An 18,307-nucleotide genomic window follows, 5' to 3' on the forward strand; every position below is an offset into this window, starting at 1 on the left:
CCTCGCGCGAACGAGGCGCTTCGTTGAAGGCTTCAGTTGGCGGCCACGTCCGTCGAAGGCCGCGTCTTCGCGACATCGCCATCGGCGGGCGCATCCCATCCGCCGCCCAGCGACCGGTACAGCGCGACGGCTGCCTGCGCATGCTCGCGCTTCGCCTGATTCAATGATTCAGCGTCGCGCAGATACGCCTCCTGCGCGTCGAGCACATCGAGGAAGCTCGACGCGCCGCCCTTGTACAGTTCATTCGACAGACGCAGCGCATGGCCCGATGCATCGAGCGCGCCGGCGAGCTTTGCGACCTGCGCATCGCCGTTGACGAGATCGCTGCGCGTGTCCTCGATTTCCTTCAGCGCGTTCAACATCGTCTGCTGCAAGCCGAGCTGCGATTCGCGCATGCGGCTTTCGTTCTGGTCGATGTGCGCGGTGATGCGGCCCGCGTTGAAGATCGGGCTCGTCGCGCTCAACGCGGCGCTGAAGAGGTTGTCCGTCAGCGTCGGCATGCCGAGATACGACGACGCGAGAATGCCGTCGCTCAGGCTCAAGCGGAACTTCGGATAGCGGTCCGCTCTCGCGACGCCCACTTCGGCCGCGCGCTGCTCGACGGTTGCATAAGCGGTGCGCACATCGGGACGGCGCAGCAGCGCTTCCGAAGGCAGCGTCTGCGGCACGCTTTGCGCGGGCACGGGAATCGGCCGCGCTTCGTCGATCAGCAGGCTGCCGACGCTCTCCGGCGTGCGTCCCGAGTACACCGCGATCAGGCTCATTTCGTGCTGAATGTCCGACCTGATCTTCGGAATCTGCGCCTGCAAATCCTGCAACTGGTTCTGTGCACGCGCGACGTCGAGTTGCGTGGAAAGCCCGTATTGCAGGCGCTCCTGCGTGAGCTTCAGCGCGCGGCTGCGAATCTGCTCGTTGTCGTTGATGATCTGCAATTGCGCCTGCGCCCAGCGCAAGTCGATATACGCAGCGGCCGTGTTCGCAGCCAGCGCGAGTCGCAATTCATTGAGCGACGACTGGCGTCCCGTCACCTGCGCCTGCGCGGCGAGCACCGCGAGCCGCTCGCCGCCGAATACGTCGGGCTGCCACGAGGCCGTCAAGCCGACGCCCGCCTGCTTCACATAGCCGAGCGGCGGCGGCGTGTTCTGCCGCTGATACGCGGCCGTTGCACCTGCATCGAGTTGCGGCGCAAGCGCCGCGCGCTGCTGCTTCGTGATGTCCTGCGCCTGCTTCACGCGCTCGACGGCCGCTTTCACGTCGAGGTTGTCGCCGAGCACGATATCGACGAGCCGGTGCATCGTGGGGTCGCCGAATTGCGACCACCATGCGTCGGCATCGACGGTGTCTTTGGGCGCATCGACGCTCCACGCGTCGGGCGCGACCGTCTTCACGGTCTGCGGCAAATCCGCGTGCGTCGCGGGCTGCACGGCGCACGCCGCGAGCGTCATCGCGGCAGCAACGGCAAGCGCTTTGGCTACGATCGATTTCATGTCGGGTTTTCCAGTCGGAATCGTTGAATGGGCAGCGCGCGTTCAGTGCGCGTCGGGCGGCGGCGCGGTATTGCCGAAAGGCCGCGAGAACAGCACGCTCGCGAGACCGACGACGAAGCACAGCGAAACCGCGAGGAACGTATCGGAGAACGTGAGCACGAGCGCTTCGCGCATCACGAGCGCGTGCAGCGCGCCGAGTCCCGCTGCCGCGCCGTTCAGCACATCGCCGCCGACAGCCGCGAAATGCGCGGCCTGATCGCGCAGCAGCGCTTCGATCACCGGGCGTCCCGCGCTCACGTGCTCGTCGAGCCGTTCGTAATGCAGGTTCAGGCGGTCGTTGAGCATCGTGCTGCATACGGCGATGCCGATTGCACCGCCCAGGTTGCGCATCAGATTGAAGAGCCCGCTCGCAGACTTGAGCCGCGACGGCGGCAGCGAACCGAGCGCCATCGTTACGATGGGCGGCACGCAGAACTGCTGGCCGATGCCGCGCAACGCCTGCGGAATCAGCAGTTCGTGCCAGCCCCATTGATTCGTCAGCGGCACATACAGATAACAGCCGACGCCGAAACAGATCAGCCCGAACACCATCAACAGACGCATGTCGACGAAGCGCGCGAGAAACGAATACGCGGCCAGCGCGATCAACTGGAAGCAGCCGACCGACAGCAGCGCGATACCGATCTGCAGCGAATCGAAACCGCGCACACGCGACAGGAACACGGGCGTGAGGAACACCGCGCAGAAAAGCCCGATGCCCGTGATGAACGACAGCAGACTGCCGATGCCGAAGTTGCGGATCGCGAGCGCCCGCAGATCGACGATCGGTTCCTTCGCGGTGAACGCATGCACGAGGAACAGGAAGCCGCAGATCGCGGAAATCCACGTGCAGAACAGAATCGCGTGATCGCCGAACCAGTTCTTGCGCGGACCTTCTTCGAGCACGTATTCGAGGCAGCCGAGAAAGCCCGACATCAACAGCATGCCGAGATAGTCGCCGCGCTTGAGGAGCGACAGATCGGCGTGGTCGACGTTGACGAAGCGCGGCACCAGCACCGTCACCAGCACGCCCGGCACGAGGTTCAGATAGAAGAGCCAGTGCCACGACCATTGATCGGTGATCCAGCCGCCGATCACCGGGCCGATCGTCGGCGCGAGCGACGCGAGCGCGCCGATCGTCGTCGACGCGATCAGACGCTGCTTGCCCGGAAACAGCATGAATGCCGTCGTGAACACGGTGGGAATCATCGCGGCGCCGAGCGCGCCTTGCAGCGCGCGAAACAGGATCATCGAATTGATGTCCCATGCGAGTCCGCACAGCATGCTCGTCAACGTGAAGCCGAATGCGGAGAACGCGAACACCCAGCGCGTCGAGAACACGCGCGTGAGCCAGCCCGACATCGGAATCACCAGAATCTCGGCGATCAGATACGAGGTCTGCACCCAGGAGAGTTCGTCCTGGCTCGCGGACAGCCCGCCGCCGATGTCCTTCAGCGACGACGCCACGATCTGGATATCGAGCGTCGCCATGAAGAAGCCGAGGCACAGCAGCGAGAACGCGAAGACTTTGGTGCCCGTCGGCAGATTGGCGGGATTCATCGGCACGGATGTCGTCTTGCTCATGATGGCCATTGCATCCGTCGGGTTACGAAGCCGCGCGGGCGGAGTCGCGCGTCGTCTCGCCGTCGCCGCGCAGGTGCACTTTCACCGTCGCGGAGAGGCCCGGTCGCAGCACGCCCTGCATCTCCTTCGGCACCGACAGGCGCACGCGCACGGGCACGCGCTGCACGATCTTCGTGAAGTTGCCGGTGGCGTTCTCGGCGGGCAGCACGCTGAACGTCGCGCCCGTCGCAGGCGCCAGGCTCTCGACGGTGCCTTCGATGCGATGGCTCGATGCATCGAGATCGACGTCGACGGTGTCGCCGACCTGCATCTTCTTCAACTGGTCTTCCTTGAAGTTCGCGTCGATCCACAGGCCGCTCGCGGGCACCACTGTCAGCAGCGACAGGCCGACATTCGCGAGCACGCCGACACGCGCCGTGCGATTGCCGACATAGCCGTCGATGGGGGAACGGATCGTCGTGTACTCGACGTTCAGCGCGGCCACGCGCTGCGCCGCTTCGGCTGTCGCGACATGCGCATGCGCATCGCCGATCTGCGCGTCGAGCACGCTCAACTGACGCTGCGCCGCGATCAGCGCCGCGCCGCTGCGATCCACCGCGGCGCGCGCTTTCAAGAGATCCGCGTCCGCGCGCTCGACGACCTGGTTCGACACGGCATCGTCCTTCACCAGCTGGCGATAGCGCGTCGAGTCCGACGCGCTGCGCGTGAGCTCGGCACTCGATGCACGCACCTCGGCGGATTGCTCGTTGATCGTCGCGAGTTGCAGCGACTTCTTCGCTTCGAGTTCCGTCACGGACGCCTGCGCACTCGCGACTTCGGCATTGGCTTGCGCGAGACGCGCATCGTAATCGCGCGCGTCGAGCCGGATCAGCACCTGCCCCGCCTTCACGTACTGGTTGTCCTGCACCAGCACATCGGTGACGAAGCCGTTCACCTTCGGCGCAAGCACAGTGACGTCGCCGCCCACATACGCATCGTCAGTTGTTTCGATAAACCGGCCCACGAAGAACCAGTGCGATCCCGCCGCCGCGATCACGGTTATCACGGCGATCACCGCTAACAGCATCCACGGAATGCTGCGGGTCTGTTTCGCGGCGCCCGCGACGCTTGGCGGTGCAACGGAAGGGGAAGTAGACATGTTTTGATGTGCGTATGCACTGAAAATCGTTGAAAAAAAGCGCGTGAAAGCGCCCGCTATAGTTCCTGCCGAGTGTTACCGCTTCGTCATATCGAACAGCTCTTCTCGCAGCGACGCGGCACGCTGCGTGCCGAAGCGTTCCTCGAATTCTTGCTGCGCCGCATGCCAATGCTCGCGAGCCTGCTTCAAACGTTCTTCGCCCGCCGACGTCAGCATCACGGTGAGCACGCGTCGATTGCTGCGCGACGCTTCCGTGAACACGAGCCCGTCGCGTTGCAGCGGCTGGATCGCGCGAACCAGCGACGTGCGCTCCATCACCATCGAATCGGCAAGCTCTTTCATCGTCATCCACTTGCGGCGACGCAGCCGGCACATGATCGAAAACTGTGTGGTCTTGAGGCCGACGCGCGCGAGATGCCGGTCGTAAAGCTGCGTCACGAAGCGCGCCGCCTGCCGGATCGCAAAGCAATCGTCGTCGGGCGATAACTGCACTTCAGGCGTTTCGGTCTCTACGTGCATACGCACACCAATGAATCGATTTGATCGAACGCGTCTTTCGACGCACCAAAAAACACAACGTGATTACGACGACGTGAGGTTGAACAGTTCCGCGCGCAACGCCTTGGCACGGCTGCGGCCGAACTTGCCTTCGAACTCGTCCTGCGCGGCGCGCCATGCGAGAGCGGCCTGCTCGAAGGTCTTCTTGCCGGCGTCCGACAGACTGAACTGGAACGTGCGCCCGTCATGCGGCGACGACTCGCTGATCACCAGACCATCGCGCTGCAACGGTTTCAGCGCGCGCACGAGCGTGGTGCGCTCCATCACCATCGTGTCGGCGAGTTCCACCATCGTCAGGCCCCGCTTGCGCGCTAGCTTGGCGAGAATCGTGAACTGCGCCGCCGTCACGCCGACCTGCCCCAGATGGCGCTCGTAAATTTGCGTCACGTAGCGCGCCGCCTGGCGCAGCGCGAAACAGTTGCAATCGTCGTGGGAAATGGGCTTGCTCATGAATTGCAGTCTATATGTGCGTATGCACGCTGTCAAATCGCGCAGCGGCGTATGGGTGAAATTCATTGTTGCTGTCGCTGGTCAGAGCGCGAGCACGCTGACGGCAACTTCGACGCGATGCGCGCCGCCGCCGAGTATCATGCCCCGCAGCAGCGACACGTCGCTGTAATCGCGGCCGATCGCGAGCGTCACGTGGTCCACGTCGGCGAGCACGTCGTTGGTCGGGTCGAGATCGATCCAGCCGCTCTCGGGACAATGCACCGACACCCACGCATGCGACGCGTCCGCGCCGATCAGACGCGGCTGCCCCGGCGGCGGATCGTTGCGCAAATAGCCGCTCACGTAGCGTGCTGGCAGGCCAAGCGCGCGCAAACAGCCGATCATCACCTGCGCGAAGTCCTGGCAGACGCCGCTTTTCATATCGAACGCACGTTCGGCGGGCGTATCGAACATCGTCGCCGACGGCCTGTAGTCGAAATCCGCGTGAATGCGGTGCATCACATCGATCGCGCCCGCGACGATGGGCATCCCCGGCTTGAAACTGCGCAGCGCATAATCGCGCAACGACGGCCGCAGCGCGATGTTCGGCGACGCAAAGCAGAACTCCACCTGCGGATGGCACACGCCGCCCGCGCGAAAACGCAGCGAATCCGCGACTGCTTCCCACGTGGGCGTCGCGTCGGGATCGAGACGTGTCCAGCGCGGCGCGAGTTCAACCGTCGTTTCGCTGATCATTTGCAAACGTTCGTGCGGCGCATCGAGCGCGAAATACAGCACGTCGTTGCCGAAGGCGTCGATGCGGCTATGCAGATACGAAGGCGCCGGCTCGATGCGCTCCGTGTGCGCGACCACGCGTTGCCATGCACATGCGAGCGGTCGGATCGTCGCGAGATGCTGCGCCGTTTCGACGAGCGTCGAATAGTGATACGTCGTGCGATGCGACACGGACAGCAAGGTCTCTTCGCCCTTCATGCCCTTCATGACGACACCTGCGGGGCGAACGTATTCGCGTGGCTGAAATAGCGCGCGCTGATTTCATTGGCGGCCGCCGTGACGCTCATCGCGAGACGGTCGCACAGCGAAACCAGTTCCGCGTACATGCCGTTGGCGTCCGTCGCGCACAGTCGTTCGAGCGACGGCAGCATGCCCGTAGGCGGCAGCAGATCGCTGAACGGCCGGTGACGCCCGCCGCCCGCCGCATTCGAAATATCGTCGAGCTTTGCGCACAGACGCGCATACACGCCGTACAGGCCGCGCGGATTGGTCGGCTCGATCACGAGCAGATCGAGCAGCGCGGGCACTTCGAAACGCCCCGGATACAGCGAGCGATACGTCAGCGTACTGTCGAACAGTTGCAGCAGCAGATCGAAGCCGGCAGGCGTCGCGATCTGACGCTGCATCGCGACGATGCGCAAGATCGACGTCATCGCCCACACGCGCTCGATATGGCGGCCCGCGAACATCAGGCGCCACGCTTCGTCGCGCGTCATGCGATCGCCTTGCGAGCCGCTGATCGCGGCGAGCTGCGTCGCGAGATGTTCGAGCGCGTCCATCAATGTGACGCGGTTGTAGCGCGCCTTGCCGCGCGAAGACGCATTCGACGACACCGCCGCAGCAGGCGTGAGCTCGTGCAGCGCATCGCGGAAATCGTTGCGCGCGGCGAGCGTGATGCGCCAGTGATCGTTCGACAGCCGCCCGCGAATCTCGCCGCTCGCGCGCGCCTGGCTCGCGAGGTTTTGCCCGATGCTGTAAGCGCCCGTGCTCTCGTGCAGATTCGCGACGAGCGTGCGCTCGAACGCCTGTAGCGACTGGCCCGCAACCATGTCGCCCGATTGCACGAGACCGAAATGCAGCGCGAGCTCGACGAGTGTCGAGAACATCGTGTCCGCGCCATTGCTTTCGAGCGAGCCGAGTATCAGCCGCAGAATCCGCACGTTGTTTTCCGCGCGTTCGCCGTAACGGCCGCTCCAGAACAGATTCTCCGCTGCGCGGCTCGACACCGTGCGATGCTTGCGCGCGAGATCGGCGGGCTTCAGCGGCGAAGGCAACAGCGTGAACGCGGAACCGGGATGGCTCGACAGCACCCATGTATCGACGCTGCTGCCGCCGAACTGCATCGACACCGACGACTGCCGCTCCGCTGCGAGACGCGTGAAGCCGCCGGGCAGCACATGCCAGCCGCCGTTCGCATCGGCGACGGCGATCGCGCGCAGCACGCACGGCCGGTTGCCGAGCGCGCCGTCCTCGTAGCGCGGCGTGCACGAATACGGCAACGGCTGCTGGATCGTGAACGCATCGGGCGACCGGTCGATGCGGCTGCGCCATTCTTCGAGCCGCTGCACGCCGCGCGCGATCCCAGGCGGTCCATCGGGTGCGCGCGCGGGCCACGTCGGCTGAAGAAACGCTTCGTCCATGTTCGCAAACGCATGCTCGCGCGCGGCGTCCTCGCCGCACCACCAGGTCGACACGCCGTTGAGCAGCAACGGCTCGTCAAGAAGCGCCTGCGCGATGCCGGGCAGAAAGCCGTGCATCGCAGGCGATTCGAGAAAGCCCGAGCCCGGCACATTCGACACGATCACATTGCCCGCGCGCATCACCTGCAAGAGGCCGGGCACGCCGATCGTCGAATCGGCGCGCAATTCGACGGGATCGCAGAACGCGTCGTCGAGGCGTCGCAGCACGACGTGCACGCGCTCGAGTCCCGTGAGCGTCTTCAGGTACAGCATGTCGTTGCGCACCGTCAGGTCTTTGCCTTCGACGAGCGTCACGCCCAGATAGCGCGCGAGAAACGCATGCTCGAAGTACGTCTCGGCGAACGGCCCCGCCGTGAGCAGCGCAATATGCGCGGCCCCGTCGGTCTTGCCCGGGCCGGTGTCCTTCGGCATCGTTGCGCGCGCCCATTCGGCGAGCGTCGCGACCAGCGTCGAGAACGTCGGCGCGAGCCGGCTCACGTGCAGCTCGCGGAACGCATCGGCGAAGACATTCGACACGATCAGCCGGTTTTCCAGCGCGTAGCCGAGACCCGACGGCACTTCGGTGCGATGCGACACCACCGTCCATTCGCCGTTCGGCGCGCGCGCCAGATCGACGCCGACCACCTGCAGGAACTGGCCGCCCAGCGGCGCGAAGCCCTTCACGGCGCGCAGATAGCCCGGATGCCCGTAGACGAGCGCGGGCGGCAGCTTGCTCTCGCGCAGCAGTGTCTGCGGGCCATACACATCGGCGACGATCGCATTGAGCAGTTGCGCGCGCTGCTTCACGCCGCGCTCGATATGCGCCCACTCGCTTTCGTCGATGATGAACGGCAGCAGATCGAGCGCCCACGGACGCGGCTCGCCCTTGTCCGCGTACACGTTGTATGTGATGTCGTTGTCGCGCACCTGCTGCGCGACCGACGCGCGGCCCGGCGCGAGACCCGCGATGCCTTCCTCGCCGAGCAGTTCGAAGAAGCGCCGCCACGGTTCGCGCAGCGCGCCCGACGCGTCGCGCAGCTCGTCCCAGTGGCCCTCGCGCACGTCGAGCAGCGGCATCGTGCGCAGCAGCGCCAGTGCATCGGGATGGCCCGCTGCCGCTTCGAACGGAAAGGTCGATTGAAAAGCCAAGGTGGTATCGCGATTCTGTTGTTGTGGGTTCGACCCGTTTGTTTACCCGTGCCGCAAATCGAGCGTAAACGGAAATTCCAGGCTGCGCGGCGGCGCTTCCACGACGAGCGGACCGGGCGTGTGGCCCATCGTGAAGAAGCGCGCGCGACGCCTGCTTTCCGCTTCGTAGGCGTTCACCGGGAACGTCTGGTAATTGCGCCCGCCCGGATGAGCGACATGATACTGACATCCGCCGATCGAACGCCCCGTCCACGTATCGACGATATCGAATGTCAGCGGCGCATGCACGCCTATCGTAGGATGCAGCGACGACGCCTGCTGCCATGCGCGAAAGCGCACGCCCGCGACGAATTCGCTGACGCGCCCCGTCGGCTGCAACGGCAGCGGCACGCCGTTCACGGCCACCCGATGACGGTTGTCGTTCAGACCCAGCACCTTCACTTCGAGCCGCTCCACCGACGAATCCACATAGCGCACCGTCGCGCCCGCCGAGCCCTCCTCGCCCATCACGTGCCACGGCTCCAGTGCGCCGCTGATCGTCAGCGCGATGCCGTTAGCGTGCATCTCGCCGATGGCCGGGAAGCGGAACGCAAAGTGCGGCGCGAACCATTCGCTCTCGAACGCATAGCCCGCGTCGCGCAGATCGTCGAGCACGTCGTCGAAGTCCATCTGCACGAACGTGCCGAGCAGAAAGCGGTCGTGCAGTTCGGTGCCCCAGCGCGTGAGCCGCGCCGTGTACGGCGTTTTCCAGAACCGCGCGACGAGCGCGCGCAGCAGCAGTTGCTGCACGAGACTCATGCGCGCATGCGGCGGCATCTCGAAGCCGCGCAGTTCGAGCAGGCCGAGGCGCCCCGCCGGGCCATCGGGCGAATAGAGCTTGTCGATGCAGAATTCCGCGCGGTGCGTATTGCCCGTCACGTCGATCAGGATGTTGCGCAGCGCGCGGTCGATCATCCACGGCGGCAGCCGCTCGCTACTTTGTCCGCCGAGCCGGTCGACCTGTCGTTGCAGTTCGTCGAACGCGAGTTCGAGCTCGTAGACCTGATCGTTGCGCGCTTCGTCGACGCGCGGCGCCTGGCTCGTCGGTCCGATGAAAAGCCCTGAGAACAGATACGACAGCGACGGATGGTTGTGCCAGTACGCGACGAGGCTCGCGAGCAGATCGGGGCGGCGCAGGAACGGACTGTCGGCGGGCGTCGCGCCGCCGAGCACGAAGTGATTGCCGCCACCCGTGCCCGCATGGCGGCCGTCGAGCATGAACTTCTCGGTGCTCAGATACGACTCGTGCGCGGCCTGATATAGAAACTCCGTGTGATCGACGAGTTCGTCCCAGTTCTTCGCCGGATGAATGTTCACTTCGATCACGCCCGGATCGGGCGTCACCTGCAACATGGACAGACGCGGATCGCGCGGCGGCGGATAGCCCTCGATGACGACTTGCATCTTCAGTTCGGCGGCCGTCGCTTCAACGGCGGCGAGCAGATCGAGATAGTCGTCGAGCGCCGTGAGCGGCGGCATGAAAACATGCAGCAGCGCGTGACCGTTGCCGGCGGCATCGGCTTCCGCTTTCGGTCCCGCCGCGCGCGCGGGATGGCGTGCCTCGACGCACAGCGCCGTGCGAATCACCGACGCCGCCGATTCGCCGCGCTCCGGCACGCGGTCTTCTCGCGCGGCGCCTGGCCCGAAGCCACTCGTGCCGTTCGTGCCGCTTGCACCGGCGCCTGCGCCCGCATCACCATTACGCGCCTGCGCATACGACACGCCCGCATACTGCATCCGCAGTTCCGCCGACGTGCGCAGCGGCACAGGCTCCGCGAACGGATCGTGCGCATGCTGATACGGATACTCCGCCTTCGTGACCCACGGCAGCGAATCGAGCGGCAATCTGAGGCCCATCGGCGAATCGCCGGGAATCAGGTACATGCGCCCGTCGCGGAAGAACCATGCGCCGCTCGTCCAGCCGCGCGCACCTGTGCCAGCATCGGCGCGCGCAAGCGGCAGCACATAGCCCGTTACGCTCGACAGCCCCGCATCGAACACGCGCCACAGACGCGCACGCTCCAGTTCGTCGTCGAGACGCGAATCGAACGGATCGACATTGACGGGCAACCGGCGCTCGCGCCACAGGTAGTACCACGTGTCCTCATGGCCCGCGCGGACGTGCTGGCCGTCGACGCCGAGCTTGTCGGCGAGCAGCGTAATGAAACGGCGCGCATCGTCCGATGTGTAGCGGCCGGGGCTGCGCTCGTCGGCGAAGAGCGATGGATCGTGCCAGCACGGCTCGCCGTCCGCGCGCCAGTACAGCGACAGCGCCCAGCGCGGCAACTGCTCGCCCGGATACCACTTGCCCTGGCCGATATGCAGAAAGCCGTTCGCGCCGTAGTACGCGCGCAGCTTGTCCATCAGCGCGACGGCATAGCCGCGCTTCGTCGGGCCGAGCGCATCGGTGTTCCATTCGGCGGCATCGCGGTCGCGCACCGCGACGAACGTCGGTTCGCCGCCCATCGTCAGACGCACGTCCATTGCGTCGAGCTGGCTGTCGACGTGCGCGCCCATCGTCAACACACCGTCCCACGCGGCCTCCGTATAGGGCTTCGTCACGCGCGGCGTTTCGAGCACGCGCGTGATCGACATCGCATGGGCGAATTCGACTTCGGACTCGTCGACAGAACCCGAGATCGGCGCGGCGCTGCCCGGCTCCGGCGTGCACGCGACGGGAATGTGGCCCTCGCCCGCGAGCAGCCCCGAAGTCGGATCGAAGCCGATCCAGCCCGCGCCCGGCAGGAACACTTCGCACCACGCGTGCAGATCGGTGAAGTCGTATTCGGTGCCGCTCGGGCCATCGAGCGACTTCACATCGGGCGCGAGTTGCAGCAGATAACCCGACACGAAGCGCGCGGCGAGCCCCAGCTGACGCAGCGTCTCGACCAGCAGCCAGCCGGAGTCGCGGCACGACCCCGATGCGTTGACGAGCGTTTCCTCGGGCGTCTGCACGCCCGGCTCCATCCGGATCAGATAGCGGATCTCGCGTTGCAGCCGCTGGTTCAGGTCGACGAGAAAGTCGCTCGTGCGGCGCGGCGAGCGGTCGATGCTCGCGACGAACGCCGCAAAGCGCGGCGTCATCTCGCGCTTGACGCGATACGGCGCAAGCTCCGCGGCCAGCTCGGGCGCGTACTCGAACGGGAATTCCTCGGCGGCGGGTTCGAGGAAGAAATCGAACGGGTTGTAGACGGCCATCTCCGCGACGAGATCGACCGTGATCTTGAACTCCGGTGTACGCTCGGGAAAGACGAGCCGCGCCTGATAGTTCGCGAACGCATCCTGCTGCCAGTTGATGAAGTGCTCTTCGGGCTCGACGCGCATCGAATACGACAGGATCGGCGTGCGGCAATGCGGCGCCGGGCGCAGCCGCACGACTTGCGGCGACAGTCCGACGAGCCGGTCATAGCGATAGTGCGTGACATGGTTCAACGCGACACGTATGGACACTCCGGACTCCTGGCGAGAAGGGGCAGCCGCAAAAAGCAAGCTTCATGCCGTTGACTGGTCGAAGCGCCGCCGCGAAGTGATGCCGGTACTGCGCTTGCATCGAACGCGTCGTCACATCATCGATGCAAGCTTCGACAGACGACGCGACTGCGTTGCATGCCCGTTCGCGCGCACCAAAGCAGCGCATGAGCGAAGCGAACACGCACGCAATGTGCGCAGGCTCATCGACGTTATAGCGAAGCGGCATGAACATTGCGCGTATGCTCGCGCCGCCATGCCGCGCGTTGCACAGCGGTCGGTCATCACGTTCACATCACAGGTTGAAGCGATGAAAGCGTTTCACTGCAATCGATGCGACCAGCGCGTGTTCTTCGAGAACGTGCTGTGCGAGCGCTGCGAAGCGCTGCTCGGCTACGTGCCCGAACTCGGCGAAATCAGCGCGTTCGAAGACGCGGGCGATGGCCAGTGGCGCAGCCTGCATCCCGACGCGAAAAGCGCGCTGTACCGCCGGTGCCACAACTACGCGGTCGAGAACGTCTGCAACTGGATGCTGCCCGCCGACGACCCCGACACGCTATGCCGCTCATGCCGCCTCACGCGCACGATTCCCAATCTCGCCGAGCCGAACAACCGGCTCTACTGGTATCGGCTCGAGACGGCGAAACGGCGGCTGCTCTACACGCTCGCCGCGCTCGGGCTTGCGATCGAATCGCGTCAGGCGGACCCGGAGAACGGACTCGAATTCGATTTCCTCGAAAACATCGACGAAGCCGCGCCCGTGATGACAGGCCACGACAACGGCCGCATCACATTGAACGTGGCCGAAGCCGACGATGCGCACCGCGAAAAAGTCCGCACCGACATGCGCGAGCCGTATCGGACGCTGCTCGGGCACTTTCGTCACGAGTCGGGGCATTACTACTTCGAGAAGCTGATTGTCGGCACGCGCTGGCTCAAGCCGTTTTGCGAACGCTTCGGCGACGAGCAGGCCGACTACGGCAAAGCGCTCGACGCGTACTATCGCGACGGCGCACCCGCCAAATGGGAGAACAGCTACATCAGCGCCTACGCGACGATGCATCCGTGGGAAGACTGGGCCGAAACGTGGGCGCACTATCTGCTGATCGTCGATGTGCTCGACACGTCGACGGCATACGGGCTCGCGCTCCTGCCGCCCGCGTCGAACGAGCCGCAGCTCACCGACCAGACGCCCGTCGAGGAAGCGAGCTTCGATAATCTGATGAAACGCTGGTTTCCATTGACGGACGCGCTGAACAGCCTGAACCGCAGCCTCGGCATGCCCGACGGCTATCCGTTCACGCTCGCGCCGCCCGTCGTCGACAAGCTGCGCTTCGTGCATCGCGTGATCGCGCAGGCGTCGGCGCGCAAGTAGCCGCGCCTGCGCCCGAACGATTGCGCGCCGTCACTCGCCGTCACTTCTTCTGCAACAGCGCCTTCAGTTCCTCGACGTTTTCTTCGACCCGCTTCGCGATCACCGCGTACGAGTCGGCCTGCGTGCGATACGCGGCCTGCGTCAGCTGCTGCATGTCGGCCAGCGCCTTGTGCAGCGCCTGCTGAACGAGCTCCGCCGTCTGCGCCGACGGCATGCCGCCCGCCGCCGCCTGCTTCTGCACGACCTCCTGGAGTTCCGTCAGCGTCGAACGCAGCATTTCGGCCTGCTTCTGCGCAAGCGACTGCATGCCTTGCACGGCCGTCTGATTCGCGGCGATCAGCGCCTCGACATCCTTGCGGCGTGCTTCCATCACGGCCGGCACGTCGAATCCGGGCAGCTTGAACTGTTCGAATAGCTTGTTGAATTCGGCGAACGGATTGGCGGCGTCAAAGGGTTCCATGCTCGATCTCCTTGGGGCGCGTCGGTGGGAAATGTGCCGCTCGGACTCGAGTGCGCACACGGCTCGATCATGCCCGTTAATACGGCGACGTGCCAGCGAAGGCACGTTTCGCCGTCTGCGGCAACACAGATGCGTCCGCGCCGCGTGCTGCTGCGATGCAAAAAGACGCGCGCGATTTTCTGCGCGGTCGCTGTGACCCAAGTACGTTCCGCCCCCGATTCGTATCACGTTGTGATGCAGTCTGATCAAGCGCTCGATGCGGGTTTTCCCTGCATTTACGGGCCCCGTCGAGGCCCGCCTGTATGGCGAAAGCGCGGATTTATATCACGTTGGCATATATCCATGACCACAAGTTGTTTCCTTTCTGAGGGGTTTTCCCTTAACGTACGCCTGCCTTGCTCCCAACCACGACCACAGAACAACATCTTGACCAGTTCCCCTTTTTTCCGCTGGCTGGCGCGTTTTTATCCGGCCGCGATGAACGTCAAATGGCCCGAACGCATGCGCTCGGCGCTCGGTGCGCTGATCGGCATCGCCTTCACGGGCGGCAGCATGCATCTGCTGCTGGGCCCGAACGCGAGCATTCCGATGCTGGTCGCGCCGATGGGCGCGTCCGCCGTGCTGCTGTTCGGCGTGCCCGCGAGTCCGCTGGCACAGCCGTGGTCGATCATCGGCGGGAACCTCGTGTCGGCGACGGTGGGCGTCGCGTGCGCGACGTTCATCTCCGATCCCGTCGCGGCAGGGGCATTGGCCGTGTGCGTGGCGATCGCGGCGATGTTCGCGCTGCGCTGCGTGCACCCGCCGTCAGGCGCCGTCGCGCTGACGGCCGTGCTCGGCGGCCCCGCGATTCACGCGCTCGGCTTTCGTTTCGTGCTCGAGCCGATCCTGATCCAGTCGGCGGCGCTGCTCGGAGCGGCGCTCGTCTATCACGCCGTAACGGGCCACCGTTATCCGCATGCGGCGTCGCGCGCGACGCCCGCCGCTCCGCAAGTGCCCGTGTCGGGCAACAACATCACGCGCGCCGACCTCGAAGCGGTGTTGAACCGGCGCGGCGAGCTGCTCGACATCGATCCCGACGACCTCGAAACGCTGTTCCGCGAAACGCAGTTGCAGGCCTATACGCGCACGTTCAGCGAGCTGGCGTGCCGCGACGTGATGTCGACGCCCGTCGTCAGCATCATGCCCGACACGACGCTGCGCGCGGCAGCCGACCTGTTGCAGCGCCATTCGATCAAGGCGCTGCCCGTTATCGACAAACGCCAGCACGTAGTCGGCATCGTCACGCGCGCGGATCTCGCGAACAAGGGCAAAACGGCGGACCTGCGCCTGATGGACACGATTGCGGCGCGTTTCTTCAAGCGCGACGCGACGCGCGCGCGGCTCGTGAGCACCGTGATGACGACGCACGTGCGCACGGTCGCGACCAGCACGCCCATCGTCGAACTGGTGCCGCTCTTCGCCGACGACGACCATCACCACATTCCCGTCATTGACACGCATGACAGGCTGGTCGGCATCATTACCCAATCCGATCTGATCGCAGGTCTCTACCGGCAGACCCAGATGCAGGCCGAGGTGCAACAGCGCCCCGCCGCCTGACGCAGTTCGCGCAGCGCTTTTAACGCAGCAGCAATGCATCTTTTGGTCCGGCGATGCGCAGGCATCGCCGGGTATATCATTTTGTGATAGATTTTTTGTTTCCCCCTTGGCGCGAGCAAGATGAAAGTACTCACACGCACATTGAATAAAGCGGACTACGAACAGCTATCGGAATTTCGCTATCAGATGCGGCGCTTCGAGCGCTTTTCCGAACAGGCCGCGCAGGGCGAAGGCATCACGCCGCTGCAATATCTGTTGCTGCTGCATATCAAGGGCTATCCCGACCGCGAATGGGCGACCATCGGCGAACTGGCGGAGCGGCTGCAGGCGCAGCATCACGGCGTCGTCGCGCTGGTCTCGCGCTGCGAAGCGCTCGAACTCGTCAAGCGCAAGATCAGCGAGACCGACCGGCGCCAGGTGGAAGTGCATCTGCTGAAAGCCGGAGAAAGGGTGCTCGCGCGCCTTGCCGAACTGCATCGCGCCGAACTGCGCTCGCTCAAGGGCGCGTTCACCATTCCGCAAATCGACTTTTGAAAACCGACCTTTAATCAGCTGAACGCAGCAGTAGACACATGAGCGACAACTCTCACAAGCGGGACTTTTCCAGCAACGCGCGATTGCCCGGCATTTCCGCGCTGGCGGCAGGCATCGGCTTTCTCAGCACGCTCGCGGCCTTCGTGCTGCTGAGCCTGATTCATCTGTTCACGAACCTCTTTTTCTTCGGCAGCTTTTCGGTCGCCGACCGCTCGCCGGCGACGAATACGCTCGGCGTCTGGGTCATCGCGATTCCCGTCGTCGGCGGACTGATCGTCGGCATGATGGCGCGCTTCGGTTCCGAGAAGATTCGTGGACACGGCATTCCCGAAGCCATTGAAGCGATTCTGTTCGGCAAGAGCCGCATGTCGCCGAAGGTCGCGATACTGAAGCCGCTGTCGTCGGGCATCGTGATCGGCAGCGGCGGCCCGTTCGGCGCGGAAGGCCCGATCATCATGACGGGCGGCGCGCTCGGCTCGCTGATCGCGCAGTGCGTGCGGCTGACCTCGGCGGAACGCAAGACGCTGCTCGTTGCGGGCGCCGCGGCGGGCATGACGGCCGTGTTCGGCACGCCCGTTGCCGCCGTGCTGCTCGCCGTCGAACTGCTGCTCTTCGAATGGCGGCCGCGCAGCTTCCTGCCCGTCGCCCTGGCCTGCGCAGTCGCGGGCTTCGCGCGCGCGATCTTCTTCGGCACGGGTCCGCTGTTTCCGCTCGAAACGGCTGCGCCCACGGCCATTTCGCTCGTCTCGTGCGTGATCGCGGGACTGTTGTCGGGCGCGCTCGCGTCGGGCTTGTCGGCGGCGCTCTACAAGACGGAAGACCTGTTTCACAAGCTGCCCGTGCACTGGATGTGGTGGCCCGCGATCGGCGGTCTCGTCGTCGGCATTGGCGGCTTCATCGAGCCGCGCGCGCTCGGCGTCGGCTACGACGTGATCGGCGATCTGCTGCATCAACACATCGTCTTCCAGGTCGCGATTGCGATTCTTATCGTGAAAGCGGTGATCTGGGTGGTCGCGCTCGGCTCGGGCACATCGGGTGGCGTGCTCGCGCCGCTGCTGATGCTGGGTGCAGGCCTCGGCACCGTGCTCGGCCACGTGCTGCCGGGCAACGAGCCCGCGCTGTGGCCGCTCGTCTGCATGGCCGCGACGCTCGGTGCGACGCTGGGCGCGCCGCTCACGGCCATCGTGTTCGCGTTCGGCCTCACGCACGACGCTAATGCGCTGCTGCCGCTGCTCGCCGCGACGCTGGTCGCGCATGGCTTCGCAACCGTCGTGATGAAGCGCTCGATCATGACGGAAAAGATCGCGCGTCGCGGTTATCACATCTATCGCGAGTACGGCGTCGATCCGCTCGAACGGCATTACGTCGATGAAGTGATGACGCAGAAGGTCGACGCGATAGACGGCGCGCTCACTGTGCGCGACGCGCTTACGCAGTACTTCGGCGCGACGCAGAAGCGCCGCGCGTACCCCGTCGTGCGCGGCAACGGCATCGTGCTCGGCGTCGTCGATCGCGCGTCGCTCGACGCGGTGCGCGAAGGCACCACGCGACACACACTCGATACGCCGCTTGCCGACGTGCTGCAAGACCAGTCGCTCGTCGTCGCGCTGCCCGATGAAACCTGCCGTCTCGTCGCCACGCGTCTTGCCGTGCACGATCTCGAACGGCTAGCCGTCGTTGCCGATCGCGATTCGATGCATCTGCTCGGCGTCGTGTCGCGCAGCGATCTCGTGAAGACTTCGTTCGCGCACTTCGAGGAAGAGCACAAGCGCGAGCGTTTTCGCCGCCTGACGTTCTCGTCCGGCAAGAAACATTTCCCGCCCGTGCGCAAGACGCCGACGCATACGCATAGCTGACGCTCCCCTCTCTGCCGCCGATATTGCACGGCAAGTCGCGCGGCACATCACGCCGCACATCGCACACGATTCGCGTGCCGGAACAGCCTTCCGGCACGTGACATCTAACTCCTCGCAT

13 protein-coding genes are annotated in these 18,307 nt (G+C 65.0%); 4 read left to right on the plus strand and 9 right to left on the minus strand.

What is annotated here, in order from left to right; translation table 11 throughout:
* Positions 1-32 precede the first annotated feature (32 nt).
* The 8 genes from GCT13_RS12160 to GCT13_RS12195 all read right to left on the minus strand — a co-directional run bounded on the left by GCT13_RS12160 (position 33) and on the right by GCT13_RS12195 (position 12,347).
* Positions 33-1,487, minus strand: coding sequence for an efflux transporter outer membrane subunit (locus tag GCT13_RS12160; RefSeq protein WP_152758214.1), 1,455 nt, complete (start codon positions 1,485-1,487; stop codon positions 33-35).
* Positions 1,488-1,529: 42 nt separating this feature from the next.
* On the minus strand, positions 1,530-3,110 hold the full coding sequence (locus GCT13_RS12165; protein WP_152758216.1) for a DHA2 family efflux MFS transporter permease subunit: 1,581 nt from the start codon (positions 3,108-3,110) through the stop codon (positions 1,530-1,532).
* 22 nt (positions 3,111-3,132) lie between these two features.
* Complete coding sequence (locus GCT13_RS12170) at positions 3,133-4,248, minus strand: HlyD family secretion protein (RefSeq protein ID WP_152758218.1); 1,116 nt, start codon at positions 4,246-4,248, stop codon at positions 3,133-3,135.
* A 75-nt stretch (positions 4,249-4,323) separates the two neighbouring features.
* Positions 4,324-4,767 (minus strand): MarR family winged helix-turn-helix transcriptional regulator, encoded by a 444-nt coding sequence (locus GCT13_RS12175; RefSeq protein WP_152758220.1) that lies wholly within the window; start codon positions 4,765-4,767, stop codon positions 4,324-4,326.
* Between the two features lie 63 nt (positions 4,768-4,830).
* Positions 4,831-5,256 (minus strand): MarR family winged helix-turn-helix transcriptional regulator, encoded by a 426-nt coding sequence (locus tag GCT13_RS12180; protein ID WP_152758223.1) that lies wholly within the window; start codon positions 5,254-5,256, stop codon positions 4,831-4,833.
* A gap of 81 nt (positions 5,257-5,337) precedes the next feature.
* The gene (locus tag GCT13_RS12185) at positions 5,338-6,228 is read right to left on the minus strand and encodes a transglutaminase family protein (protein ID WP_152758454.1); all 891 of its coding nucleotides are present in this window, start codon (positions 6,226-6,228) and stop codon (positions 5,338-5,340) included.
* A 5-nt stretch (positions 6,229-6,233) separates the two neighbouring features.
* Entirely contained in the window at positions 6,234-8,858 is a 2,625-nt protein-coding gene (locus tag GCT13_RS12190; RefSeq protein WP_152758225.1) for a circularly permuted type 2 ATP-grasp protein, read from the minus strand.
* A 42-nt stretch (positions 8,859-8,900) separates the two neighbouring features.
* A complete protein-coding gene (locus tag GCT13_RS12195) occupies positions 8,901-12,347 on the minus strand; it encodes a transglutaminase family protein (protein WP_321574303.1) in 3,447 nt (1,148 codons plus the stop codon).
* A 328-nt stretch (positions 12,348-12,675) separates the two neighbouring features.
* Between GCT13_RS12195 and GCT13_RS12200 the strand changes: the two genes are divergently transcribed.
* Positions 12,676-13,740 carry a zinc-binding metallopeptidase family protein gene (locus GCT13_RS12200; protein WP_152758229.1) on the plus strand — a complete coding sequence of 355 codons (1,065 nt, stop codon included), beginning with the start codon at positions 12,676-12,678 and terminating at the stop codon, positions 13,738-13,740.
* Between the two features lie 40 nt (positions 13,741-13,780).
* On the opposite strand, the gene phaP is transcribed toward GCT13_RS12200, so the two are convergent.
* Positions 13,781-14,200, minus strand: a complete 420-nt coding sequence (gene phaP, locus GCT13_RS12205) for a phasin family protein (protein ID WP_152758231.1) — start codon at positions 14,198-14,200, stop codon at positions 13,781-13,783.
* 426 nt (positions 14,201-14,626) lie between these two features.
* Between phaP and GCT13_RS12210 the strand changes: the two genes are divergently transcribed.
* From GCT13_RS12210 to GCT13_RS12220, 3 genes are all read left to right on the plus strand, one after another.
* Positions 14,627-15,799, plus strand: a complete 1,173-nt coding sequence (locus GCT13_RS12210; protein ID WP_407670779.1) for an HPP family protein — start codon at positions 14,627-14,629, stop codon at positions 15,797-15,799.
* Positions 15,800-15,919: 120 nt separating this feature from the next.
* A complete protein-coding gene (locus GCT13_RS12215) occupies positions 15,920-16,333 on the plus strand; it encodes a MarR family winged helix-turn-helix transcriptional regulator (protein WP_152758233.1) in 414 nt (137 codons plus the stop codon).
* A gap of 38 nt (positions 16,334-16,371) precedes the next feature.
* The gene (locus tag GCT13_RS12220; RefSeq protein ID WP_152758235.1) at positions 16,372-18,189 is read left to right on the plus strand and encodes a chloride channel protein; all 1,818 of its coding nucleotides are present in this window, start codon (positions 16,372-16,374) and stop codon (positions 18,187-18,189) included.
* Positions 18,190-18,307 lie beyond the last annotated feature (118 nt).

Origin of the sequence: Paraburkholderia franconis, assembly GCF_009362735.1 — a bacterium.
In the GTDB taxonomy this organism is placed as follows: Bacteria; Pseudomonadota; Gammaproteobacteria; order Burkholderiales; family Burkholderiaceae; genus Paraburkholderia; species Paraburkholderia franconis.